The sequence below is a fragment of the Leptothoe sp. EHU-05/26/07-4 genome (assembly GCF_043421015.1).
GTDB classification, from domain to species: Bacteria; Cyanobacteriota; Cyanobacteriia; order Phormidesmidales; family Phormidesmidaceae; genus Leptothoe; species Leptothoe turfae.
In genome coordinates, this window is sequence record NZ_JAXSQV010000002.1 from 352,341 (window position 1) to 371,276 (window position 18,936).

The window sequence follows — 18,936 nt, forward strand, 5'->3', positions numbered from 1 at the left end:
CTGTCCCATTGAGAATATCGGTAACGCTTTAATATCCCGCGTTTCTTGCCATTAATATGTCTGCTATTTACTTCTATGTGGGGCGTTCAGTACCATCAGACAGTTGGTCCCTAAAAAAGTGATTATGAGTGGAAATGCAGGTCGGATTCAAGCCATTAACCAAATTATCCATTGGGAGCCACTGCCCCCCAAAACACCAGCCAGTCTTGAAGAAATGTGGGCAGAGAATGTTTTTAATCTACCCAAAATGAAGGCCACTCTGCCTAAGGCCGTATTTAAGTCAATCAAAAAGACAATTGTTACTGGAGAAAAACTAGATCTCTCCATTGCTGACGCTGTCGCCAATGCAATGAAAGACTGGGCGATTTCTAAAGGGGCACTCTACTATGCCCACGTGTTCTATCCCATGACTAATCTAACGGCTGAAAAGCATGACGGTTTCATCGCGCCCCAGGGTGACGGTACGGTCATTTCAGAATTTTCCGGTAAGTTATTATTCCAGGGTGAGCCAGATGGATCTTCGTTTCCCAATGGTGGTATTCGTGGCACCTTTGAAGCCCGAGGCTATACCGCCTGGGATGTGACTAGTCCAGCCTACATTATCGATACGGACAACGGCGCTACATTGTGCATTCCCACCGTATTTGTCTCTTGGACTGGAGAGGCCCTGGATAAAAAGGTACCGCTTTTGCGCTCTATCGCAGCTATGGACAAAGCGGCTCAGAAGGTTTTGAAACTCCTGGGAAATGCCGAAGTTTCTCACGTCAACTCCAGCTGTGGGGCTGAACAAGAATACTTTTTAGTGGACGCTAATTTCGCAAGCCTGCGACCTGATCTTCTCTTAGCTGGGCGGACCCTGTTTGGTAAAGCCCCTGCCAAAGGACAGGAATTTGACGACCACTATTTTGGTGCGATTCCAGAACGGGTGCAGGTGTTTATGCAGGATGTGGAGGAAATCCTTTACAAGTTAGGCATTCCTGCTAAAACTCGCCATAACGAAGTGGCACCAGGACAGTTTGAAATTGCACCATACTTTGAAGCGGCAAATGTGGCTAGCGATCACCAGCAGATGATTATGACGGTGCTGCGTCACACTGCGAAAAAACATGGCTTTGTGTGCTTACTCCATGAGAAACCCTTTGCCGGTATTAATGGCTCTGGTAAGCACGTCAACTGGTCCGTTAGTAACGCTACCCAGGGTAACTTGCTTGATCCCGGTGACTCTCCCCACGATAATACTCAGTTTTTGGTGTTCTGCGGTGCTGTGATTCGAGGTGTGCACAAGTATGGACCGTTGATGCGAGCTGCGATCGCAACGGCCAGCAACGACCACCGTTTAGGGGCAAACGAAGCGCCACCAGCGATTATGTCTGTGTATTTAGGCACCCAGCTTGAAGAAGTTTTTGATCAAATCAAAACTGGCTCCATTAGCGACTCCAAAAAGAAAGGGTTAATGGATTTGGGGGTGGATGTGCTGCCGTATTTGACTAAAGATGCTGGCGATCGCAACCGCACCTCTCCCTTTGCCTTTACCGGCAACCGCTTTGAGTTTCGTGCCGTAGGGTCAAGTCAGTCAGTGGCAGGCCCTTTAATTGTTCTGAATACGATGCTGGCCGATTCCCTAGCCTGGGTGGGGAATCGACTGGAAGCTGAACTCACTGGAGGGGCAGAACTCAACACCGCCATTCTGACTGTGCTCAAAGAGATTATGGAACAGCATGACGTAGTTGTTTTTGGTGGCAATGGCTATTCTGAAGAGTGGCACAAAATGGCGGTTGAAGAGCGGGGGCTAGCCAACTTACCGACTACTGCCGATGCGCTGCCCATACTGCAAGAAGAGTATATTAGAGATCTGTTCCAGAAAACAGGGGTACTCACCCCCATTGAGTTAGAAAGTCGTTTTCAGGTGTATGCCGAGCAATATATTCTCTCGATTGAGGTGGAATCTAAATTAGTGGTCGATATGACCAAAACCAAGATTTACCCAGCAGCTGTTGAGTATTTGTCTAAGCTGTCATCGACTATTTCAAGCTTAGAGAATCTGGGCGTTTCCCTTGAAAAAGGGACTGCTCAAAAAATAGCAGAGTTAACCAATGCGATGGTAACCAAGGTTACGCAGTTGAGTGAGGCCCTGGAGAAACATGACTTTAGCAGCACCCATGCACACATGAGCTACTGTGCGTCCACCTTGCGTCCGTTGATGGATGACGTGCGCGAGTATGCGGATACGCTAGAAGGCGAAATCGCTGATGAATGCTGGCCTTTGCCGACTTATCAGGAGATGCTGTTTATCAAGTAAGTTTGTTCTGTAGTCGCCGGGTGTGGTTTATTTTTGAGGCAAGGAGGGTACCTTGCCTCTTTTTTTATGTGGTTTAATGCTAATAATTGCCATGGATATTGTTACAGAACTCGAAAAATTTGATAGTCAACACACAGATACTCTCGAAACTCTTGCTGTACGACTTTCACCCGATGCAGCATTAATCCAAACCTTGCTGGAGATTACCAATGACAATACTCCTAAACTCCAAACAGCAACCACCTGGTTATTAAAGCATTTTCAAGAAAACGGATTTTCTTTTTCTTTTCAGGCTGCCACCAAGGCCGTTATGATCCCGAAAAAACAACGCCTTTTTGTTCTAACTGATACGCAGCAGCATGCCAAGTATTACTTAGAACTACATTAAAGGTTTGAGCTTGGTGATCGATCCAATAGAAGCCGTTAGGAAGCTTTCCATTATATTTTTTTAGCCAATCATCCCAGAACGACCTCTCTATAAATCCCATCCGGGATTCCATGGTTTTCATGGTTTGGCTGTTTGTCAAACTTTTCCGTTTACCCTCCAATACTTGCCACAGATGGATATTACTGGGGACCTTAACGTGCTGGAGGTCTTCAACCTTTACGAATTTAGGCATATTTATGTTCAAAAAACAACAAGGTTATTTTGTGCAAGATACAACCTATCGGTTGGTTGACATTGATCAATCCGGGTGGACTTTGATCTGTCAAAATAGCACTACTTGCCACTATGTAGATCCTGATTGCTTGCAAGAATCATCTAGCACCCTTGGTAGCTGGGCATTTCCCAAAATGATACTTGTCCGTACCCACTAACCCATGGCACAGACTTTTCTACTGGTCTTGGTTCTCATCCAACACAACCCGATAGGCACATCGCCTCGCCCCCGACAAAATGTGTTCCGTCCGTTTCACATCCACGCCTAGAACAGTTTGAAAGATTTCCAGTTCTCGATCACATAATCCAGTACAGGCTTCTGCCGCTGCACAGATAGGGCAGTGGTTTTCCACCAGTAGCATTGAGCCATCATCTTGAGGCAGCACATTAGCCATATACCCCTCACGGGTACGAATATCTGCCAAGGTTTCCAATCGGTCCTGCCAGGAATCTTGCCCATCCATCTGCGCCAGATAAGCCCCCAGCTGTTCACGAGTGCGAATATCCAGTAACCGCTCTAACCCATCTGCCCCAAACGCTTCAGTCACCGAGTGAATCAGACTCAGGGTTAATTCGGCATAGCCTTCAGGAAAAAAGCGATCGGCTGCCGCCGTTAAATGCCAGAGCTTTGCCGGACGCCCCATGGGGCGTGATTCTTCTTCATAGTCAATTAACTGCTCATCCTGAAGTGCATAGAGATGTTGCCTGACTGCCATGGCCGAAATACCCAGCTGCTCAGCAATGGCATGGGCATCCATGGCTCCCGACTGCTTTAGCAACTGAATAATGGCCCGCCGCGACTGCCGCGACTGCCGCGACTGCCGCAACTGCCGCGACCGCCGGGGCTCATTTTTTTTGCTTCGCTTTTTTTTGGGTTGTTTTGGGGGCATGGCTACATTCTAAAGAACTTTCTTTACAAAGTCGAGCTGGGTGGCTAGAGTACTTTATAAAGGAAAAACTTTAGAAAGTCGGTCCAGCGGTCGACGATGGAGGCTTTATGGGTACATTCTCCTGGTTGCCCCGACTCAATCCACAGATTTGGATACTCGTCATGGGGCGCTTTCTTTCGCAGGTTGGATCGGGGGCTGTGTTGTTTTACGAGCCCATCTACTTCGTCAATCAGGTGGGGCTATCCCCCACCCAGGTGGGTATTGGTCTGAGTAGTGCAGCCATGGCTAGTGCCGGGGGCTATTTTCTGGCAGGGGCGATGACAGACTCTCTGTTTTGGGGACGTCGTCGTACGCTGTTACTTTCTTGTTTAATTTCTATCGGGGCGGATGGTGTATTTTTGTTGGCCCATGGTTTCCCGTTGCTCATTGTGGCAAATGTGCTGATGGGGTTAGGCGATAGTCTCTATTGGCCTGCCTCAGGGGCAGCGATTACCGATAATTCCAATAATCATCAGCGCGAAGAGGCCTTTGCTGTTTCTGGCTTAGCTGATTCTCTCGGTTCAGGCTTAGGAATTGTTCTGGGGGGATTGCTTTTGACGATGGACAATTCGTATCAGCATTTGTTTATTGCCGATGGCATCACCTTTGCACTCTTTCTGGGGGTGTTGGCAATTGTGTTTAAAGATAAGCGAGATCGCACACACTCTTTCGAAGAAACGCCAGGCCGCAATGCCTGGCGTAAAGCGCTACTAAATCCTGTTTTCTTGGTATTTGCAGCAGCCAATATTTTGTTTACCACCTATGTCAACCTGATGGAAAGCACCATGCCGCTTTACTTTACTAACTTTGTTCACAATGCTTCCAGTACGGCTCCAGAAAATGTGGGTATTTTGTTTTCTGGCTATGTGCTGATAGCGGCTCTGTTCCAGTTACCCATCGTTCGTGCCATGCAACCCTACCGGCGGGTTTCTGTTTTGATGATATCCATGCTGTTGTGGGGGATGGGTTTTCTCTTAGTCTGGTTTGTGGGCATATCTGTTGGGGGACAGGGGGTGCTGATGGTGATGGTAGTGGTGGTATTAGCGATCGCAAATGTCACCTACAATCCATTCTCAGTCGCTTTAGTCACGGAACTCGCCCCTAAAGAATCCCTGGGTATATATCTCTCCTTGAATGCCCAGTGTTGGACTGTTGGGTATTTGGTTGGCCCCTTGATCGGAGGATGGACCCTGGACCAAAATCAAGACATTGCCCGTGGATTATGGATAACGGCTGCCTTTAGTACCCTGATTGGGGGACTCATCCTAAAACAACTTGAAAAGTTTCAAGCACACACTGATTCTATTAAATCGTCTTCAAATCTCTAGGAAAAATATTGCTACGTATCGGGTTGTTCGGTTAGCCAAACCAAAATCTTTCTGGCACCAATCAGCTTATGGGAGTGTGACAGTACCAAAATCTTTCTGGCACCAATCAGCTTATGGGAGTGTGACAGTTATCCTATGGGCAAGATTATTAAATGACTAGCCATGAATAAGGATGCCATTGCTTACCAGGTGCAACGCATAACCCAGATACCTGAGCCAACGTTATTTGCATTTGTCAATGGGGAAACGGCTAACCATGTCAATACATTTCATAGCAGTCTCCCTAATTACACCCCAACCCCCCTGGTCAGGCTGTCCAAACTTGCTAGTCGCCTGGGGATTAGCGAAATTCTTGTCAAAGATGAAAGTCAACGCTTTGATCTAAATGCCTTTAAGGTGCTGGGAGCGAGCTATGGGATCGCAAAATACCTAGGTAAAATACTAAAGCTCAACAAGGATGAATTGACCTTTAGTCATATAGTTGCCGAAAAATCCAAATACGAGCAGATTACTTTTGTCACCGCCACCGACGGCAATCACGGCAGGGCGGTCGCCTGGTCAGCAAACTTATTGGGCTGTAAATCTGTTGTATATCTGCCAAAAGGTGCTTCTCAAGCACGATTAGACGCCATCAGAAAATATGGAGCTGACGCATCCATCACAACGATGAATTACGATGACACAGTGCTCCATGCCGCTCAAAAGGCCCAGGCAGAAGGCTGGATACTTCTACAGGACACCTCTTGGGAAGGATACGAAGCAGTACCCACCCATATCATGCAAGGTTACAGTACCTTAATCACTGAATATTGCCAGCAGCAGCCAGATATCTGGCCCACCCATGTCTTTGTACAGGCAGGGGTAGGGTCTTTAGCTGCGGGTATCCTGGCGCGTCTGTGTGGTTTATCTGACCGTCCTATGCCCAAATTTGTTGTTGTAGAGCCCCAGGGTGCTCCCTGCCTGTTTGCATCAAAGACCCACAATAAACTTTTTAGAGTTCAAGGGGATTTACCCACTATTATGGCAGGCCTGGCCTGTGGAGAACCCAGTCACCTAGGATGGCCCCTATTAAAGTCAGCGACCAGTGGATTTCTAATGTGTTCCGATGATGTGGCTCGCAGGGGAATGAAGGTTCTGGGCAACCCCTTAGCAGGCGATCAGCGCATAATATCTGGAGAATCAGGGGCCGTTACCCTGGGTGCGCTGTTTGAAATTCTTTCAAATACCGACTTTCTTGACATTAAGCAAGCGCTAAATGTAACGTCCGCATCAAAAGTGCTATTGTTCTCCACCGAGGGAGATACTGATCCGGAGGTATATCGAGATATTGTTTGGCGCTAAAGCTCGATTAATAGTTGAGGCCAAGACCTAATGTTTTGCCACCTGAATTTTGCTCAATCCTATGACTTCCATAGGATTGAGATGATTGTTGACCGTTTGGTTTTTAATTTGCTATAATCATTGGTAGTTAGAACATCAGTCCGACCATGGCTCGCTTGCGAGAATTTGACACAGATGCTGTTTTAGATGCTGCAATGCAAACATTTTGGCTGCGCGGCTACGAGGCAACGTCTCTGGTAGATTTGATGGCGGCTACGGGCTTGCAAAAGGGCAGTATCTATAAGGCCTTCAAAGATAAACACTCGTTGTTTATGTTGGCCTTGCGCCGGTACTTAGATCAAAGCAATGATTTGAGCCGTCAGTACTTGGATGATCCCATTTCTCCCAGGGCTGGGGTTTCCGGTTGGCTGCAAGTGATTGTTTCTCTACGGGGAAATGATCAGACGCGGCGGGGATGCTTTATGCTGAATTCTTTGGTGGAGTTAGCGCCCCACGACGAGGCGGTAAAAACGCTATTAGATGAGCATTTGTGCCATGTGCAATTGATGCTGACACGAGCGATCGCAAAAGGGCAATCCCTAGGTGAATTTCGGGCTGACATTCCAGCGGAAGAGTTGAGTTTATTAGTGCTGAATTTGCTTCAGGGTTTAGTAAATCGCTCGAAATGCGCTGTCGCTGTTGATGCACTTCAACAGCAAGTGGAGACGTTGCTGAAGCTGCTGATTTAGCCGTGTTCTGATTATGGCCATTTTTTTGCCCTTTTGTTGACCAATTGGTTCCTGTCTTTTGTGATTGTTGAACTGTCATTGTTGGCAGGGATCGGCAATGGTGTTGACCTTTACCCATTCAAGGAGACTCATTATGACGACTCAATCTTCTCTTGCCTCACAGCTTAAAGATTTTCAAACTGGCTTTTTGGGGCAAGCCCCTCAAGAGACTGTTGAGACAATGGCTAAAGCAACGTCTGATTTAGAGCAGTCCGGCATTGTCAATAACAGTTTGCCGGTGGGGGCCCAAGCCCCAGATTTTGAACTGCCTGATCCAACTGGTAAACAGATTAAACTCAGTGCCCTATTGGCGAACGGCCCAGTGGTGTTAAATTTTTATCGTGGTGAGTGGTGCCCATACTGCAACCTGGAAATTCGCGCATATCAACAGTCTTTGCCCGAATTTCAACAGTTGGGGGCACAGGTGGTGGCGATCTCACCGGAGTTGCCAGATAGTTCACTGACAATGCAGGAAAAGCATGCATTGAGTTTTCCTGTGCTGAGCGATGTGGGTAATCGAGTGGCCCGTGATTATGGTTTGGTCTTTACCCTAGATGCATCTTTGCAGCCCCTCTATAAGGGGTTCGGCATTGATATTCCAGCGCACAATGGTGATGACAGCTATGAGTTGCCTGTGCCAGCGACCTATGTTGTGGACTCAATGGGTACGATTCGCTATGCCTATGCGAATGCTGACTACACGCTTCGGGCTGAGCCGACGGAGGTGTTAGCTGCGGTGAAAGCCCTTTGATCCATTGGTTGTTGCGGATGCTTAAGGGACTACACAAAACTAAAGACCCCGGTTGGGGCTGTCGATGGGTGATGAGTGGTGGGGTAACGGGGTGATTTAACGCAAGCGCCTTAGGGGGCATTAATAATAATGCCCCCTAAGCATCCGCAGATGCATTAGAGTTTATCGATCGTTTGCATAGATCTTTTGTATAGATCCTATCGATCTTAGTGTTTGTTGTCTTTGTTTGGGTTTCCTAAAATCAAGACAACAAACACTTTAGAGAACGCTATCATGGTTTGGTTTATAATAATTCACTATTCTTCTGAAATTGATGCGGTATCGGCATATACTTACCCACAGTCAGCGTTAAAAACGTTTTTGCATAAGTTTTGGAAGTTCAGCAAAACCTACGGTGAATATCAAGTACTACCGCCCGGTCGTCGCCGTCAGTTCCTGATTGACAAGAAGCAAAACGAGAAGCCCGCAGAAGACGACCTTGAATCTTATCTGTTCAATGCTTCCAAACAAGACTCAAGACTATTTTATTAGCTCTCTTTACCAGCCATCGCGAATTCAGCCTAGATTGACACCCCAGGGATATTGACCAGGGTGACAAAAAGACATGAGATCGCAGGCCCACCCAGCACTGTACTATTGTGATCTATAATCAAGACCAACAACCGGCCCTGCACATACAACAGTCACAATCTTCTGGGATCGCAGCAGCACTATGGAAACTCTGAATTTGTTTATTCACCCTGCAGACTTTGTTACTGTTAACGCTGGAGACATTATCTTTGAACAAGATCAAGTCAGTGAGACCCTGTATGTGCTGATTGAGGGGGAAGTTGTCATTCAGCGGGACGGTGAAAATATGGTTACCCTTGGTCCTAAAACGATCCTTGGAGAAATGGCGATTCTAGAAAATCGCCCCCATTTTGCCAGTGCGATCGCAAAAACAATCTGCCAGCTGATTCCCATTAGTCAAGAGCGGTTTCGATTTCTAGTGGAGCAAACTCCAAATTTTGCCTTTGACATGATGGCAATGATGGCCGAACGCCTGCATCAGATGAACATCAAAGCTATAGAGGCGTAATAGCAGAGCGGTATTGCCAATAAGTTAAGTAATTAATACGATTCTGGCTATGTAGCAAGCATTACAGAGTTTAATGTGCTTGTGTGAAGTAGTATTAGAAACAGTCTTAAACGAAGCTTTAAGATGTGCGGTTTGTTTGCCCTATTAAGCTTTGCAGCACTTTTCTAGTATCTAGGGTGAAGCAATTGACAGATTTTTTTGAGTTCAACGGATATTCCATTAAAATCGAATAGTTAACGCTTGTATTGATTATTAAAACCAAGTAAAGCCATCCTAAAGTTTATGGAAATAAAACTGTTGTCGGCATCCTATCTTCTTCAGCAGCATGGATGGGTCTTATTAATACCGTTAAGCGTTACCAGTAGTTCCCTGCTGCTGACGTTTCCTGGCTGGGCACAAACCAATACGTCGCTTCAAGCTGAGGAATCCCTTGTCAGTTCTCAGGAATTGACTGAACTCGACACCTCCAGCCTGATGGCGGCCCAAGACCAGGAAGAACATCTAGAAGCAACTCCCCATTCAGCCATTAGCCTCAAAAATAATGACCTGACCGTACCAAGCAGCAATGGAGAGGTCATTTCAGACATTCAGGTTCGCTTTGTGAATGGAGACGGTGAACCTATTGAGGGCAATACTAAGGACGAAATTATTACCCGAGAGTTTGACCTGCACTCAGGTGATGTTTATGACTCTGATCTTGCCCTAGAGGGGTTAGAGCGAGTTGATGAGATGTTCATCATTAAACAGGCATCCTTGACCCTCGAACCTGCCGCTGATGATCAAGTGGTGATGGTGGTGACAGTGGATGAGCGAGATTCTTTCTTCTTTAGCTTTGGCAATACCCTGCCACGACCCACTGCACTGCAAGGTCCCTCGCGACCTGCTGTCGTCAACGCTTCCTCTAATAGCGCTAGAGGTTTCTCCGCTGGGGCTCGTTTGGGGTTTACAAACATAGGTGGCAATAATCAAGCCCTGACTTTAGGTGTGGAAGGTGGTGAAAACACCTTGGGTGTGGATGTCGATTTTAGGCAATTTCTCAAAAATGGTTCAGGTTACGGCATCAACTTCGCCAACCAGCGGGGTGTGGAGCCTGAATTTACGGGAGGCGACAGAGAAGTGGAAACACCCAGCGGTGATGAACCTTGGGTGCATCGCTTGGGTGGTGGCGTTGAGTATTTTCGTCCTCTAGCGTCTGATTTTGATGCGGCTTTAGGTATTTCTTATCAGCGCATTTCTGTGCGAGAGGATGCGTTTTCGGATGATATCGCCTCCGAAGATGAGTTGGGTAACGATCTCACCGTCAGCGATGATGGTCAAGATGATCTGTTAACAGTCAATTTTTCGGGTGTAATTGACCGTCGCAATAGTTCCAAAAATCCAACCAAGGGTTCTAGACTCTTGGTTGGGGCAGACCAATCCATTCCCATCGGGGACGCGGATATCCTATTTACCCGCCTCAGTGCAAACTATACTCAGTTTTTGCCTTTAAATCTTTTTGGTTTTACAGAGGGTCCCCGCACGTTAGTGCTTAATGTTCAAGGGGGTACTATCCTTGGGGATACGCCTCCCTATGATGCATTTAGCCTGGGTGGGTCTAGCTCTGTACGAGGCTATAGCTCCGGTGAGATTGGCACAGGGGAGAGTTTTGTTCAAGCCACCGCCGAATATCGTTTTCCCATGTTTTCCTTTAATGCATTCGACGATGATGTCGATGTTGGAGGAACCTTCTTTTTTGACTATGCCAGTGATTTAGGCAGTGGTGATGATGTTATTGGTGAACCCGCAGAGGCACGGGACAAACCCGGTGATGGCTTTGGCTATGGTCTTGGTATCAGGGCTTTGACATCCATTGGCGCAGTGCGTCTGGAGTTTGGCATCAATGATGAAGGCGATTCCGAGGTGATTTTTAATATTGGCGATCGGTTCTAGAGAACCATCAGATCGAGACATTGAAATAGTTTCATGGCCAGGGCATCTGTTGCAGGTGCCCTGGTGCTTTTCTGGGAGTAACGCCTGCCATGTACACACAAGTATTGGAAACTAGCGTTTGCGGCTGTAACCCCCTCTAACTCCCCCTTGGTAAGGGGGAGAACCAGAGTTTGGGGGATTAAGGGGGGGAATGCAGGATTGTGAACTCCCTTCCGAGATGTGTGTACCCCATGGGTGACTATCACCCATCGTCTCGTCGCACTTGTGTGCCATCGCTGTTGGTGCGGTAGATATAACTTTGACCTGTGGCCGTGTCAATCACTTCTACTTCCCAACCTTCAGTTAATGCAGCCAGACAGCCTTCAGCGGGACCACCCAAGCCTAGACAGCCGTCAGACCAGGTTTCACGACTGTAGCGACTGATTTGGGGTGAAGCCGTTCTTAACTCCTGGCTGAGGGTTGTTGTCACGGCAGTTGCGATCGCATCAGGCAACTGTCCATCGGCCTCTGCGGGTTCAACGGGTTTATCCGTAGCTCCATCTAAAGCAGTCTCTTCAACCGGTTCAACCGTCAGGGCAACAGCCGAGGGAAACCCCTGGGTCATTAACAGACCATCACCGACCGTTTGCCAACGCACCTCATCTTGAACTAGAATTTGGGCCGTAAGGCCATATTGATGACTGGCTGTAAGATTGTTTGGATCATAGGATAGGTGAAATGGAATTGGCACCTGTTGACCAGTCGTCACAACGGTGTTCTCGGCAACAATGGCGTCACTGTCGAGATCCACTAGCATTGTTTTAACAACAGAACCAGGTTCCAACCCCATGCGTGCCAGGTAGTTCACCGTACCGATGATGGAACCAGCATGAATAGTACCTCCTTCAGACTGATCTTCAGTTTGCACCGCACAGTCTCCTGCACCCGTATCAACGGTCAGGCGTAGGGTTGATCGCCCTTGCTGATTAGCATATTCAATGCCGTTGGGTACCACATTAATATCCGTTAGCGCGTCATTAAGCCAAACCTGATTGAGCTCACGGTTATAGGCGCGCATCAGCACCTGGTCATTGTTCTCATAAACCCTCACTGCCGTACCGCTGGTTTCGCACAGAATCATTGTCATCTCTTTCGCAACCGCTGGTTTATCGGTGAGGGCAACGGCGGCAGTAGCTCCAACAATTATCCCATAGCCAAATTTTCTTAAGACTGTCATTGTTTCTCCCATATAGATACTCACCAATAAATTGTTCAGTTTTTAGGACGATCGTGGGGCCAGACTTAATTATCTATCTCACTGAATCTGTAAGTTTATACCATAGGCTAAATCGTTAACTGTCCCCCTATATAGCCACAGAAAACAACAGCTATACTAGTGAATTTACGATTTGACTATTTGTTATTTAAATGAAGGGTAATCTTGTGAATCCTCTCATATTACATGTTAAAAATATGAGTTTTCTCATGTTATGAATTGAAGCCGTTATTAATTGCAATAACGGTCATTTCTGACATCAAAACATCAACTTATTTATACTTTTTATACACCTGGCCATGGCCAGAATGTGAGTTGTATAAAAATAGGATAAGTTGCTTGCAGTCTGTTGACTGAGATCGATTCTTGCTTTGGAAAAAGCATGTTTTTCTCTAGTCTTATAGGGTATAGCGTGCAATAGTTTTGCTTGTCTATCGTTGCAATAAATAGGAGTCTATGTATGATTAAGGGCTTTTATAGCAATGGTTTTAAGGTTTTTATAGGGACTTCTAAAACACGACATGTTTGCTGCAAATGTTCTTTGAAACCACTGTCATAACAGAAAAAACAGGTTTCACCATAGGGCAACGCTACTGAAGAATGTATTGGCAAATACTAAAAAATAGTTAATAACACCGCTTTTTTGACCATCTTGCTTGCTTATTAATCCATAGGTACACCCAATAGGTATGTCCAATAAACACGCCCAACAAATACGTCTAACAAACACGTCCAACAGGTCACTATCCAGTTTTTAATGCTAAAGAGTATTAGCCATACCATGCCCCTAGACACACGCACTCCAGTTCAAACCATTCTGCGCTTAAACGCCCCCCTGTCCGGTTATTTAAGACCCATTGAGTCAGTACCTGATCCAGTCTTTGCCCAAAAGATGGTAGGCGATGGTATCTCGATTGACCCTATCTCTAACATTCTCAGAGCGCCTTGTGACGGTGAGATCATTCAGATTCATCCGTCTAACCATGCGGTTACCCTAAAAACGGCGGCTGGTGTCGAGATTTTAATGCATGTGGGATTGGATACGGTAGAACTGCGGGGAGAAGGATTTTCTCCCCAGGTAAAACTGGGTGATCGGGTCACAGCAGGGTATCCTCTGTTGGAGTTTGATATTGATTATGTCGCTCTCCATGCTAAAAGTTTGTTGACTCAAATCGTTGTTACCAATCCTGAGCGCATTGCAGAATTTGTTTTCCAGCAAGGACGGGTAACGGCAGGGCAAGATATTTTCCTGGAGTTGGTGCTGGATGAGGACAGTCAAGAGCAGGCCGTAATCACTGGAGATATCGTCACGTCAGAGCCCATTGTTATCAGCAATCCCCAAGGGCTGCACGCCCGCCCGGCGGCAGTTTTGGTGAACCTGACTAAAAAATATCAGTCCCAGGTGTCTCTGCTGCGAAGTCGTGAACGCGCCAATGCAAAAAGTGTCGTAGCAATTATGACAATGCAGGTGGCCTATGGAGACCGGGTTACCCTGGAGGCCAGGGGTGCGGATGCGAAGACCGCAATTACGGAACTCACTGAGGCAATCAAAGCCGGACTGGGGGAAGCTGGAGCCGCCCCGGCACCCGCTAGTATCGATCAGTCTGCCCTCAAAGCGCCGCCGCCCCAGCCCAAGTCTGATGACCCCAATATTATTTTGGCAGTGGCGGCTTCCTCAGGGCTAGCGGTAGGCAATACCTATCGGGTGCGTGAACAAACCCTGGCGATTGAAGAGGTGGGAGAATCCCCCAGTAAAGAACGACGAAAGTTGGAGGATGCGATCGCAAAAGCAGCCTTAGAAGTTGAATCCATCCGCGCCAAGGTTCACGGTCAGGGCAATCCGGGTAAAGCGGCTATCTTTGCCGCCCACCAAGAGATTTTGGATGATCCTGAGTTAATGGACATTGCCACCAGTGCCATCAATAAGGGTAAAAGTGCAAGTTTTGCCTGGCAACAAACCTACACAAACCAGGCAAATAAGCTAGCCCAGCTAAAAAACGAGCTATTGGCGGAGCGCGCCAATGACATTCGTGATGTGGGGATGCGAGTGTTACGGATTCTCACAGGCATCGAGGCCACAGAGATCAAGTATCCCCACAATACAATTCTGTTGGCTGAGGATCTCACCCCGTCTGACATGGCTACCCTAGATCGAGAGCGTGTGGTCGGCTTTTGTACCCTGGCGGGTGGAGCTACGTCCCATGTGGCTATTTTGGCACGATCCATGGGTATTCCAGCCATTGCCGGTGTGGAACCCCAGGTTTTGGACTTGGCCGATGGGACCCCAGTGATTTTAGATGGCACAAGCGGCATCCTGCGGTTAAACGCCCCAGCTGCAGACATTGAGTACACCCAAACCCGCATTGCTAACCAAAAGGCCAAACAGGCCGCTGATCTGGAGAACGCGTTTGCACCGGCCATTACCCAGGATGGGCATCAAGTTGAGATTGTTGCTAACATCAGTAGCCTCAAAGATGCCGAGGAAGCTGTCTCCTTAGGGACTGAAGGTGTAGGTCTACTGCGCACCGAATTTATCTTTATGGGGCGACCCCAAGCCCCAACAGAAGATGAACAAACCGGCATTTACCGCAGTATTGCCGAAGTCTTGGGAGTCGATAAACCTATGATTATTCGCACCCTGGATGTTGGGGGTGACAAGCCTCTACCCTACCTGGCCATGGCCCCAGAAGAGAATCCCTTTCTAGGAGAACGAGGCATTCGTCTAGGGTTTGACCAACCTGAACTGCAGCGCACTCAGCTGCGGGCAATTTTGAGGGCAGCATCTGCGGGCAAACTGCGGGTGATGTTTCCCATGATTGGCCGCATCGAAGAACTACGCATGGCCAAAGCCATGTTAGAAGAAGAACGCCAGGCCCTTAATTTGCCTCCCATTGAGGTGGGCATTATGATTGAAGTTCCCTCAGCCGCTGTCATGGCCGAGCAGTTTGCCAAGGAAGTCGATTTCTTCTCCGTGGGTACCAACGACCTCACCCAGTACACCCTGGCGATGGATCGAGGCCATCCAAAATTAGCTCCCTTTGTAGACGGTCTACATCCAGCGGTGTTGAGACTAATCGACCACGCAGTCAAAGGTGCAGGCCGCTATGGCAAATGGGTTGGCGTTTGTGGTGGCATTGGCAGCGATCCTCAAGCCGTGCCTCTCCTCATTGGTCTGGGCGTCAAAGAACTTAGCGTCAGCGTTTCGATGATTCCTACTATTAAGGCCCTGGTACGTTCTCTGAGTTTAGACCAATGTCAGAAACTGGCAGATCGGACATTGGGGTTAGAAACCGCCGCCGAAGTACGTAGTCTGGTGCCATTAGCCAATTCGTAGGGGCACTCCCTTGTGGATGCCCAAAACAAGACCATTAGCCAATTCGTAGGGGCACTCCCTTGTGGATGCCCAAAACAAGACCATTAGCCAATTCGTAGGGGCACTCCCTTGTGGATGCCCAAAACAAGACTCCCAACCCCATGACAACAACAACAGCTCCATCCCCTCTACCAAACCGACAACAATGGCGTGACCAAGCCTTTGGCCTCCTGCAAAAAATGGGAAAGGCTCTCATGCTGCCCGTTTCGGTCCTACCCGTGGCCGGTATTTTGCTAGGTCTAGGTAGCGCTCGCCTGATTGAGATTCAGAAAATTCAGGAGGGTGTTTTAACAAGTGCCAAATTTGGCTGGCTACCTGCCCCCCTGGCGGAGATTATGAAAGCCTCAGGGGATGCCATTTTTGCCAATCTACCCATCCTGTTTGCCGTGGCCGTGGCCATTGGCTACACCGCCAACGATGGTGTCTCTGCCCTGGCTGCCATTGTCGGCTTTGTGGTGTTCCTAGCCTCTTTGGGAGTCTCCTCAATTCTGTTTGCCAACATTGACCCCAGCGTCCTCAAACCCATTATGGGGATTCCCTCTTTAGATACGGGGGTGTTTGGCGGTTTGATTATGGGCTGTGTGGCGGCCTATATGTTCAATCGATTTTTCCGGATTAAGCTGCCCCAATACCTGGGCTTCTTTGCGGGTAAACGATTTGTGCCGATTATTACTGCGATCGCAGCCATTGTCGTCGGCATCCTCATGAGTTTTGTTTGGCCGCCGATTGGTGGTGCCATTAACAGTTTTGCCAACGCCGCTGCGCAAGGGAACAACATTCCAATTACCGTCGCCATCTATGGCTTCATTGAGCGGTTGCTAATTCCCTTTGGCCTGCACCACGTTTGGAATGTTCCCTTCTTCTTCCAGATTGGCTCCTTTACCGATCCCATTACCAATGAACTCGTTACGGGCGATATCAACCGCTTCTTTGCCGGAGATCCCACAGCCGGTATTCTTGGTGGAGCCTATTGGTTCAAAATGTTTGGTCTCCCAGCAGCGGCCATTGCCATGTGGCACTGTGCTAAGCCCAAAAGGCGCAAAGAAATTGGCGGCATCATGATTTCCGCAGCTTTGACCTCTTTTCTCACCGGCATTACCGAACCTATTGAATTTTCATTTGTCTTTATCGCTCCGGTCTTGTTTTTGCTCCATGCTGTTCTAGCGGGGTTTGCTGACTTACTGTTTGTTATCCTGGGCGGGCGTATGGGCTTTACCTTTTCCCATGGGTTTATCGACTTCTTTCTCTTTAATGCCCTGGGCACCAAGGTATGGCTAATTATCGCCTTTGGCCCCCTGTTTGCCGCACTTTATTATTTCAGTTTCCGATTTGTGATCAAGCGTTTTAACTTGATTACCCCCGGTCGTGAAGAGGAAAACGAAGAACTGGCAAGCAACCTACCCCAGGATGCTGCCGCCATGTCTAAAGAATTAACCCTGGCGTTTGGTGGACGGAGCAATATCGAGAATTTAGATGCCTGTATTACCCGTCTGCGTATTGGTGTTAAAGACATGGGCAAAGTCAACATTGCGCGCCTCAAAGCCCTGGGAGCATCAGGGGTGCTACAGGTGGGCAACAATGCCCAGGCAATTTTTGGTCCCCGTTCAGAAAATCTCAAAACAGATATGGTGGAATACCTAAAAACTGCTGGACCTGAGGCAGATGAGGTAGGAGCCCCCATACCAGAAGAGTCGATGGCAGCCGCAACTACCATGGCTGAGGTGACAGCTGATCCCGCCGCTGCCGAAAAATCTCAAGCAATGGTTGCCGCCCTGGGAGGTGCAGACAACATTCGTACAGTAGATCCGGTGGCCATGACTCGATTGCGTGTGGAAATTACGACCCCTGATACTGTTAACGAAGCAGCCCTGCAAGCAGCGGGTGTTGAAGCCATAATGCGAGTTCAAGACCAAGTCTTGCATCTGATCGTAGGGCTAAACGCTGAGCAATATGCTGGGGAAATCAACAAACGTCTTGGAGTGAATGTTTAATGCCTAGACAACAAATGGCCTTCATCTTTGATATGGATGGCACCCTTGTTGATAATATGGCGTTTCATATGCAGGCTTGGCAAAAATTTCTGTCAAGCCTGGGTGTGGAAATGACGGAGGCTGAGGTCCAGCAGCAAACCCACGGCACCATTGAACAATGCATTCGCCGCATTTGTGGTGAAGAACTATCCGATGCTGTTGTTACGACCCTGGCCCATCAGAAAGAAGCCCTTTATCGAGAGCTGTATAAACCCCACCTTCAACCTATCAACGGACTCAGAGAATTTTTACAGATAGCTCAATCGCTTGAAATTACCATGGCGTTGGGAACGTCAGCAATGAAACCCAATATCGATTTAGTACTCGATGGCTTAGATATTGCAGCCTATTTCACTATCTGTGTTGGTGGCGACGATGTCACATTGGGTAAACCTCACCCTGAAACCTTTTTGACCATTGCCCAACAGCTCGATATTGCCCCAAGGTATTGTGTTGTTTTTGAAGACAGTGTGATTGGCATTGAAGCCGCTCAAAATGCAGGCATGAGAGCCGTTGCCTTAACAACGTCAGCGCCAGCAGCCACATTTATAGGTCAGTCAACGGTTGAATACATTATTCAGGATTATTCAGCATTGAACCCTAGACAATTGCTGTAGTCACTGGTACTAGCTATCCTTGTTCTTTATTTGAGAATATAATCGGCCCCTTATTTATCCAATATTTCTTTATCCAAGACCTTAGCGGTCCGGTCCAGTTCATACACAATCGGTACACCTGTGGCTAGTTCTAACTTGACCACCTCTTCTGATGAGAGATCGTCTAAGTACATTAAGATAGCCCTTAATGAATTGCCATGGGCTGAAATCAGCACGTTTTCCCCTTGTTTGATGTGGGTGAGAATACGGGTTTTAAAATAGGGGACCGACCGGCGCATGGTATCTTCTAAACTCTCACCTCCAGGGGGACGTACATCAAAAGAACGTCGCCAGCGTTGGACTTGCTCCACGCCAAACTTCTCTGCTGTTTCCGTCTTATTTAATCCTTGCAGGTCCCCATAGTAACGCTCGTCCAGGGCTGGGGTGGGGAAGATGGGCAACTCTTTTTTGAGATCAACATTGTAATGGTCCCAACCATGCCAATTAGGGTCATTATTGGACTTTTAACAAAAAAAGAGGCAAGAGCTTCTATCTCTGCCGATTGCAGAGTGTGTTGTCACCGGGCAACATGAGTGCAA

14 protein-coding genes and 1 pseudogene are annotated in these 18,936 nt (G+C 47.8%); 12 read left to right on the forward strand and 3 right to left on the reverse strand.

Features of this window, described 5'->3' with window-relative positions:
- The first annotated feature begins 124 nt into the window (after positions 1–124).
- Together U2F10_RS03450 and U2F10_RS03455 are read left to right on the forward strand one after the other, a co-directional pair.
- On the forward strand, positions 125–2,299 hold the full coding sequence (locus U2F10_RS03450; protein WP_499870786.1) for a glutamine synthetase III family protein: 2,175 nt from the start codon (positions 125–127) through the stop codon (positions 2,297–2,299).
- A 91-nt stretch (positions 2,300–2,390) separates the two neighbouring features.
- Positions 2,391–2,687 carry a hypothetical protein gene (locus U2F10_RS03455; RefSeq protein WP_163695933.1) on the forward strand — a complete coding sequence of 99 codons (297 nt, stop codon included), beginning with the start codon at positions 2,391–2,393 and terminating at the stop codon, positions 2,685–2,687.
- A 449-nt stretch (positions 2,688–3,136) separates the two neighbouring features.
- Here the strand turns inward: U2F10_RS03455 and U2F10_RS03460 are convergent, their stop codons facing one another.
- Entirely contained in the window at positions 3,137–3,718 is a 582-nt protein-coding gene (locus U2F10_RS03460; RefSeq protein ID WP_250565594.1) for a helix-turn-helix transcriptional regulator, read from the reverse strand.
- Between the two features lie 239 nt (positions 3,719–3,957).
- Between U2F10_RS03460 and U2F10_RS03465 the strand changes: the two genes are divergently transcribed.
- The 7 genes from U2F10_RS03465 (at position 3,958) to U2F10_RS03495 (ending at position 11,083) form a co-directional block, all read left to right on the forward strand.
- The gene (locus U2F10_RS03465) at positions 3,958–5,217 is read left to right on the forward strand and encodes an MFS transporter (protein ID WP_499870788.1); all 1,260 of its coding nucleotides are present in this window, start codon (positions 3,958–3,960) and stop codon (positions 5,215–5,217) included.
- A gap of 162 nt (positions 5,218–5,379) precedes the next feature.
- A complete protein-coding gene (locus tag U2F10_RS03470) occupies positions 5,380–6,558 on the forward strand; it encodes a diaminopropionate ammonia-lyase (RefSeq protein ID WP_499870789.1) in 1,179 nt (392 codons plus the stop codon).
- Between the two features lie 146 nt (positions 6,559–6,704).
- On the forward strand, positions 6,705–7,286 hold the full coding sequence (locus U2F10_RS03475; RefSeq protein ID WP_163695925.1) for a TetR/AcrR family transcriptional regulator: 582 nt from the start codon (positions 6,705–6,707) through the stop codon (positions 7,284–7,286).
- A 133-nt stretch (positions 7,287–7,419) separates the two neighbouring features.
- Positions 7,420–8,076, forward strand: a complete 657-nt coding sequence (locus U2F10_RS03480; protein ID WP_499870791.1) for a peroxiredoxin-like family protein — start codon at positions 7,420–7,422, stop codon at positions 8,074–8,076.
- Positions 8,077–8,349: 273 nt separating this feature from the next.
- On the forward strand, positions 8,350–8,607 hold the full coding sequence (locus tag U2F10_RS03485; protein ID WP_499866263.1) for a hypothetical protein: 258 nt from the start codon (positions 8,350–8,352) through the stop codon (positions 8,605–8,607).
- A 181-nt stretch (positions 8,608–8,788) separates the two neighbouring features.
- Complete coding sequence (locus tag U2F10_RS03490) at positions 8,789–9,154, forward strand: cyclic nucleotide-binding domain-containing protein (protein ID WP_163660427.1); 366 nt, start codon at positions 8,789–8,791, stop codon at positions 9,152–9,154.
- 282 nt (positions 9,155–9,436) lie between these two features.
- Positions 9,437–11,083 (forward strand): BamA/TamA family outer membrane protein, encoded by a 1,647-nt coding sequence (locus U2F10_RS03495; RefSeq protein WP_499058963.1) that lies wholly within the window; start codon positions 9,437–9,439, stop codon positions 11,081–11,083.
- 241 nt (positions 11,084–11,324) lie between these two features.
- On the opposite strand, the gene U2F10_RS03500 is transcribed toward U2F10_RS03495, so the two are convergent.
- The gene (locus tag U2F10_RS03500; RefSeq protein ID WP_499870793.1) at positions 11,325–12,299 is read right to left on the reverse strand and encodes a YbaY family lipoprotein; all 975 of its coding nucleotides are present in this window, start codon (positions 12,297–12,299) and stop codon (positions 11,325–11,327) included.
- An 820-nt stretch (positions 12,300–13,119) separates the two neighbouring features.
- Between U2F10_RS03500 and ptsP the strand changes: the two genes are divergently transcribed.
- From ptsP to U2F10_RS03515, 3 genes are all read left to right on the forward strand, one after another.
- Positions 13,120–15,672: a phosphoenolpyruvate--protein phosphotransferase gene (gene ptsP / locus U2F10_RS03505; protein WP_499870794.1), complete on the forward strand. Its 2,553-nt coding sequence runs from the start codon at positions 13,120–13,122 to the stop codon at positions 15,670–15,672.
- A 140-nt stretch (positions 15,673–15,812) separates the two neighbouring features.
- Positions 15,813–17,702 (forward strand): glucose-specific PTS transporter subunit IIBC, encoded by a 1,890-nt coding sequence (gene ptsG, locus U2F10_RS03510; RefSeq protein WP_499870796.1) that lies wholly within the window; start codon positions 15,813–15,815, stop codon positions 17,700–17,702.
- Entirely contained in the window at positions 17,702–18,358 is a 657-nt protein-coding gene (locus U2F10_RS03515; RefSeq protein ID WP_499870798.1) for an HAD family hydrolase, read from the forward strand. Before ptsG ends, U2F10_RS03515 begins: the two co-directional genes overlap by 1 nt.
- 50 nt (positions 18,359–18,408) lie before the next feature.
- Here U2F10_RS03515 and U2F10_RS03520 read toward each other — a convergent pair.
- A pseudogene (locus tag U2F10_RS03520) lies at positions 18,409–18,852 on the reverse strand (2,3-bisphosphoglycerate-dependent phosphoglycerate mutase); the annotation flags it as partial.
- Positions 18,853–18,936: the final 84 nt, after the last annotated feature.

Coding starts and splice junctions, on each gene's coding strand:
- U2F10_RS03450 (WP_499870786.1), top strand. CDS start 125: ATGAGTGGAAATGCAGGTCGGATTCAAGCCATTAACCAAATTATCCAT.
- U2F10_RS03455 (WP_163695933.1), top strand. CDS start 2,391: ATGGATATTGTTACAGAACTCGAAAAATTTGATAGTCAACACACAGAT.
- U2F10_RS03460 (WP_250565594.1), bottom strand. CDS start 3,718: ATGGATGCCCATGCCATTGCTGAGCAGCTGGGTATTTCGGCCATGGCA.
- U2F10_RS03465 (WP_499870788.1), top strand. CDS start 3,958: ATGGGTACATTCTCCTGGTTGCCCCGACTCAATCCACAGATTTGGATA.
- U2F10_RS03470 (WP_499870789.1), top strand. CDS start 5,380: ATGAATAAGGATGCCATTGCTTACCAGGTGCAACGCATAACCCAGATA.
- U2F10_RS03475 (WP_163695925.1), top strand. CDS start 6,705: ATGGCTCGCTTGCGAGAATTTGACACAGATGCTGTTTTAGATGCTGCA.
- U2F10_RS03480 (WP_499870791.1), top strand. CDS start 7,420: ATGACGACTCAATCTTCTCTTGCCTCACAGCTTAAAGATTTTCAAACT.
- U2F10_RS03485 (WP_499866263.1), top strand. CDS start 8,350: ATGGTTTGGTTTATAATAATTCACTATTCTTCTGAAATTGATGCGGTA.
- U2F10_RS03490 (WP_163660427.1), top strand. CDS start 8,789: ATGGAAACTCTGAATTTGTTTATTCACCCTGCAGACTTTGTTACTGTT.
- U2F10_RS03495 (WP_499058963.1), top strand. CDS start 9,437: ATGGAAATAAAACTGTTGTCGGCATCCTATCTTCTTCAGCAGCATGGA.
- U2F10_RS03500 (WP_499870793.1), bottom strand. CDS start 12,299: ATGACAGTCTTAAGAAAATTTGGCTATGGGATAATTGTTGGAGCTACT.
- ptsP (WP_499870794.1), top strand. CDS start 13,120: ATGCCCCTAGACACACGCACTCCAGTTCAAACCATTCTGCGCTTAAAC.
- ptsG (WP_499870796.1), top strand. CDS start 15,813: ATGACAACAACAACAGCTCCATCCCCTCTACCAAACCGACAACAATGG.
- U2F10_RS03515 (WP_499870798.1), top strand. CDS start 17,702: ATGCCTAGACAACAAATGGCCTTCATCTTTGATATGGATGGCACCCTT.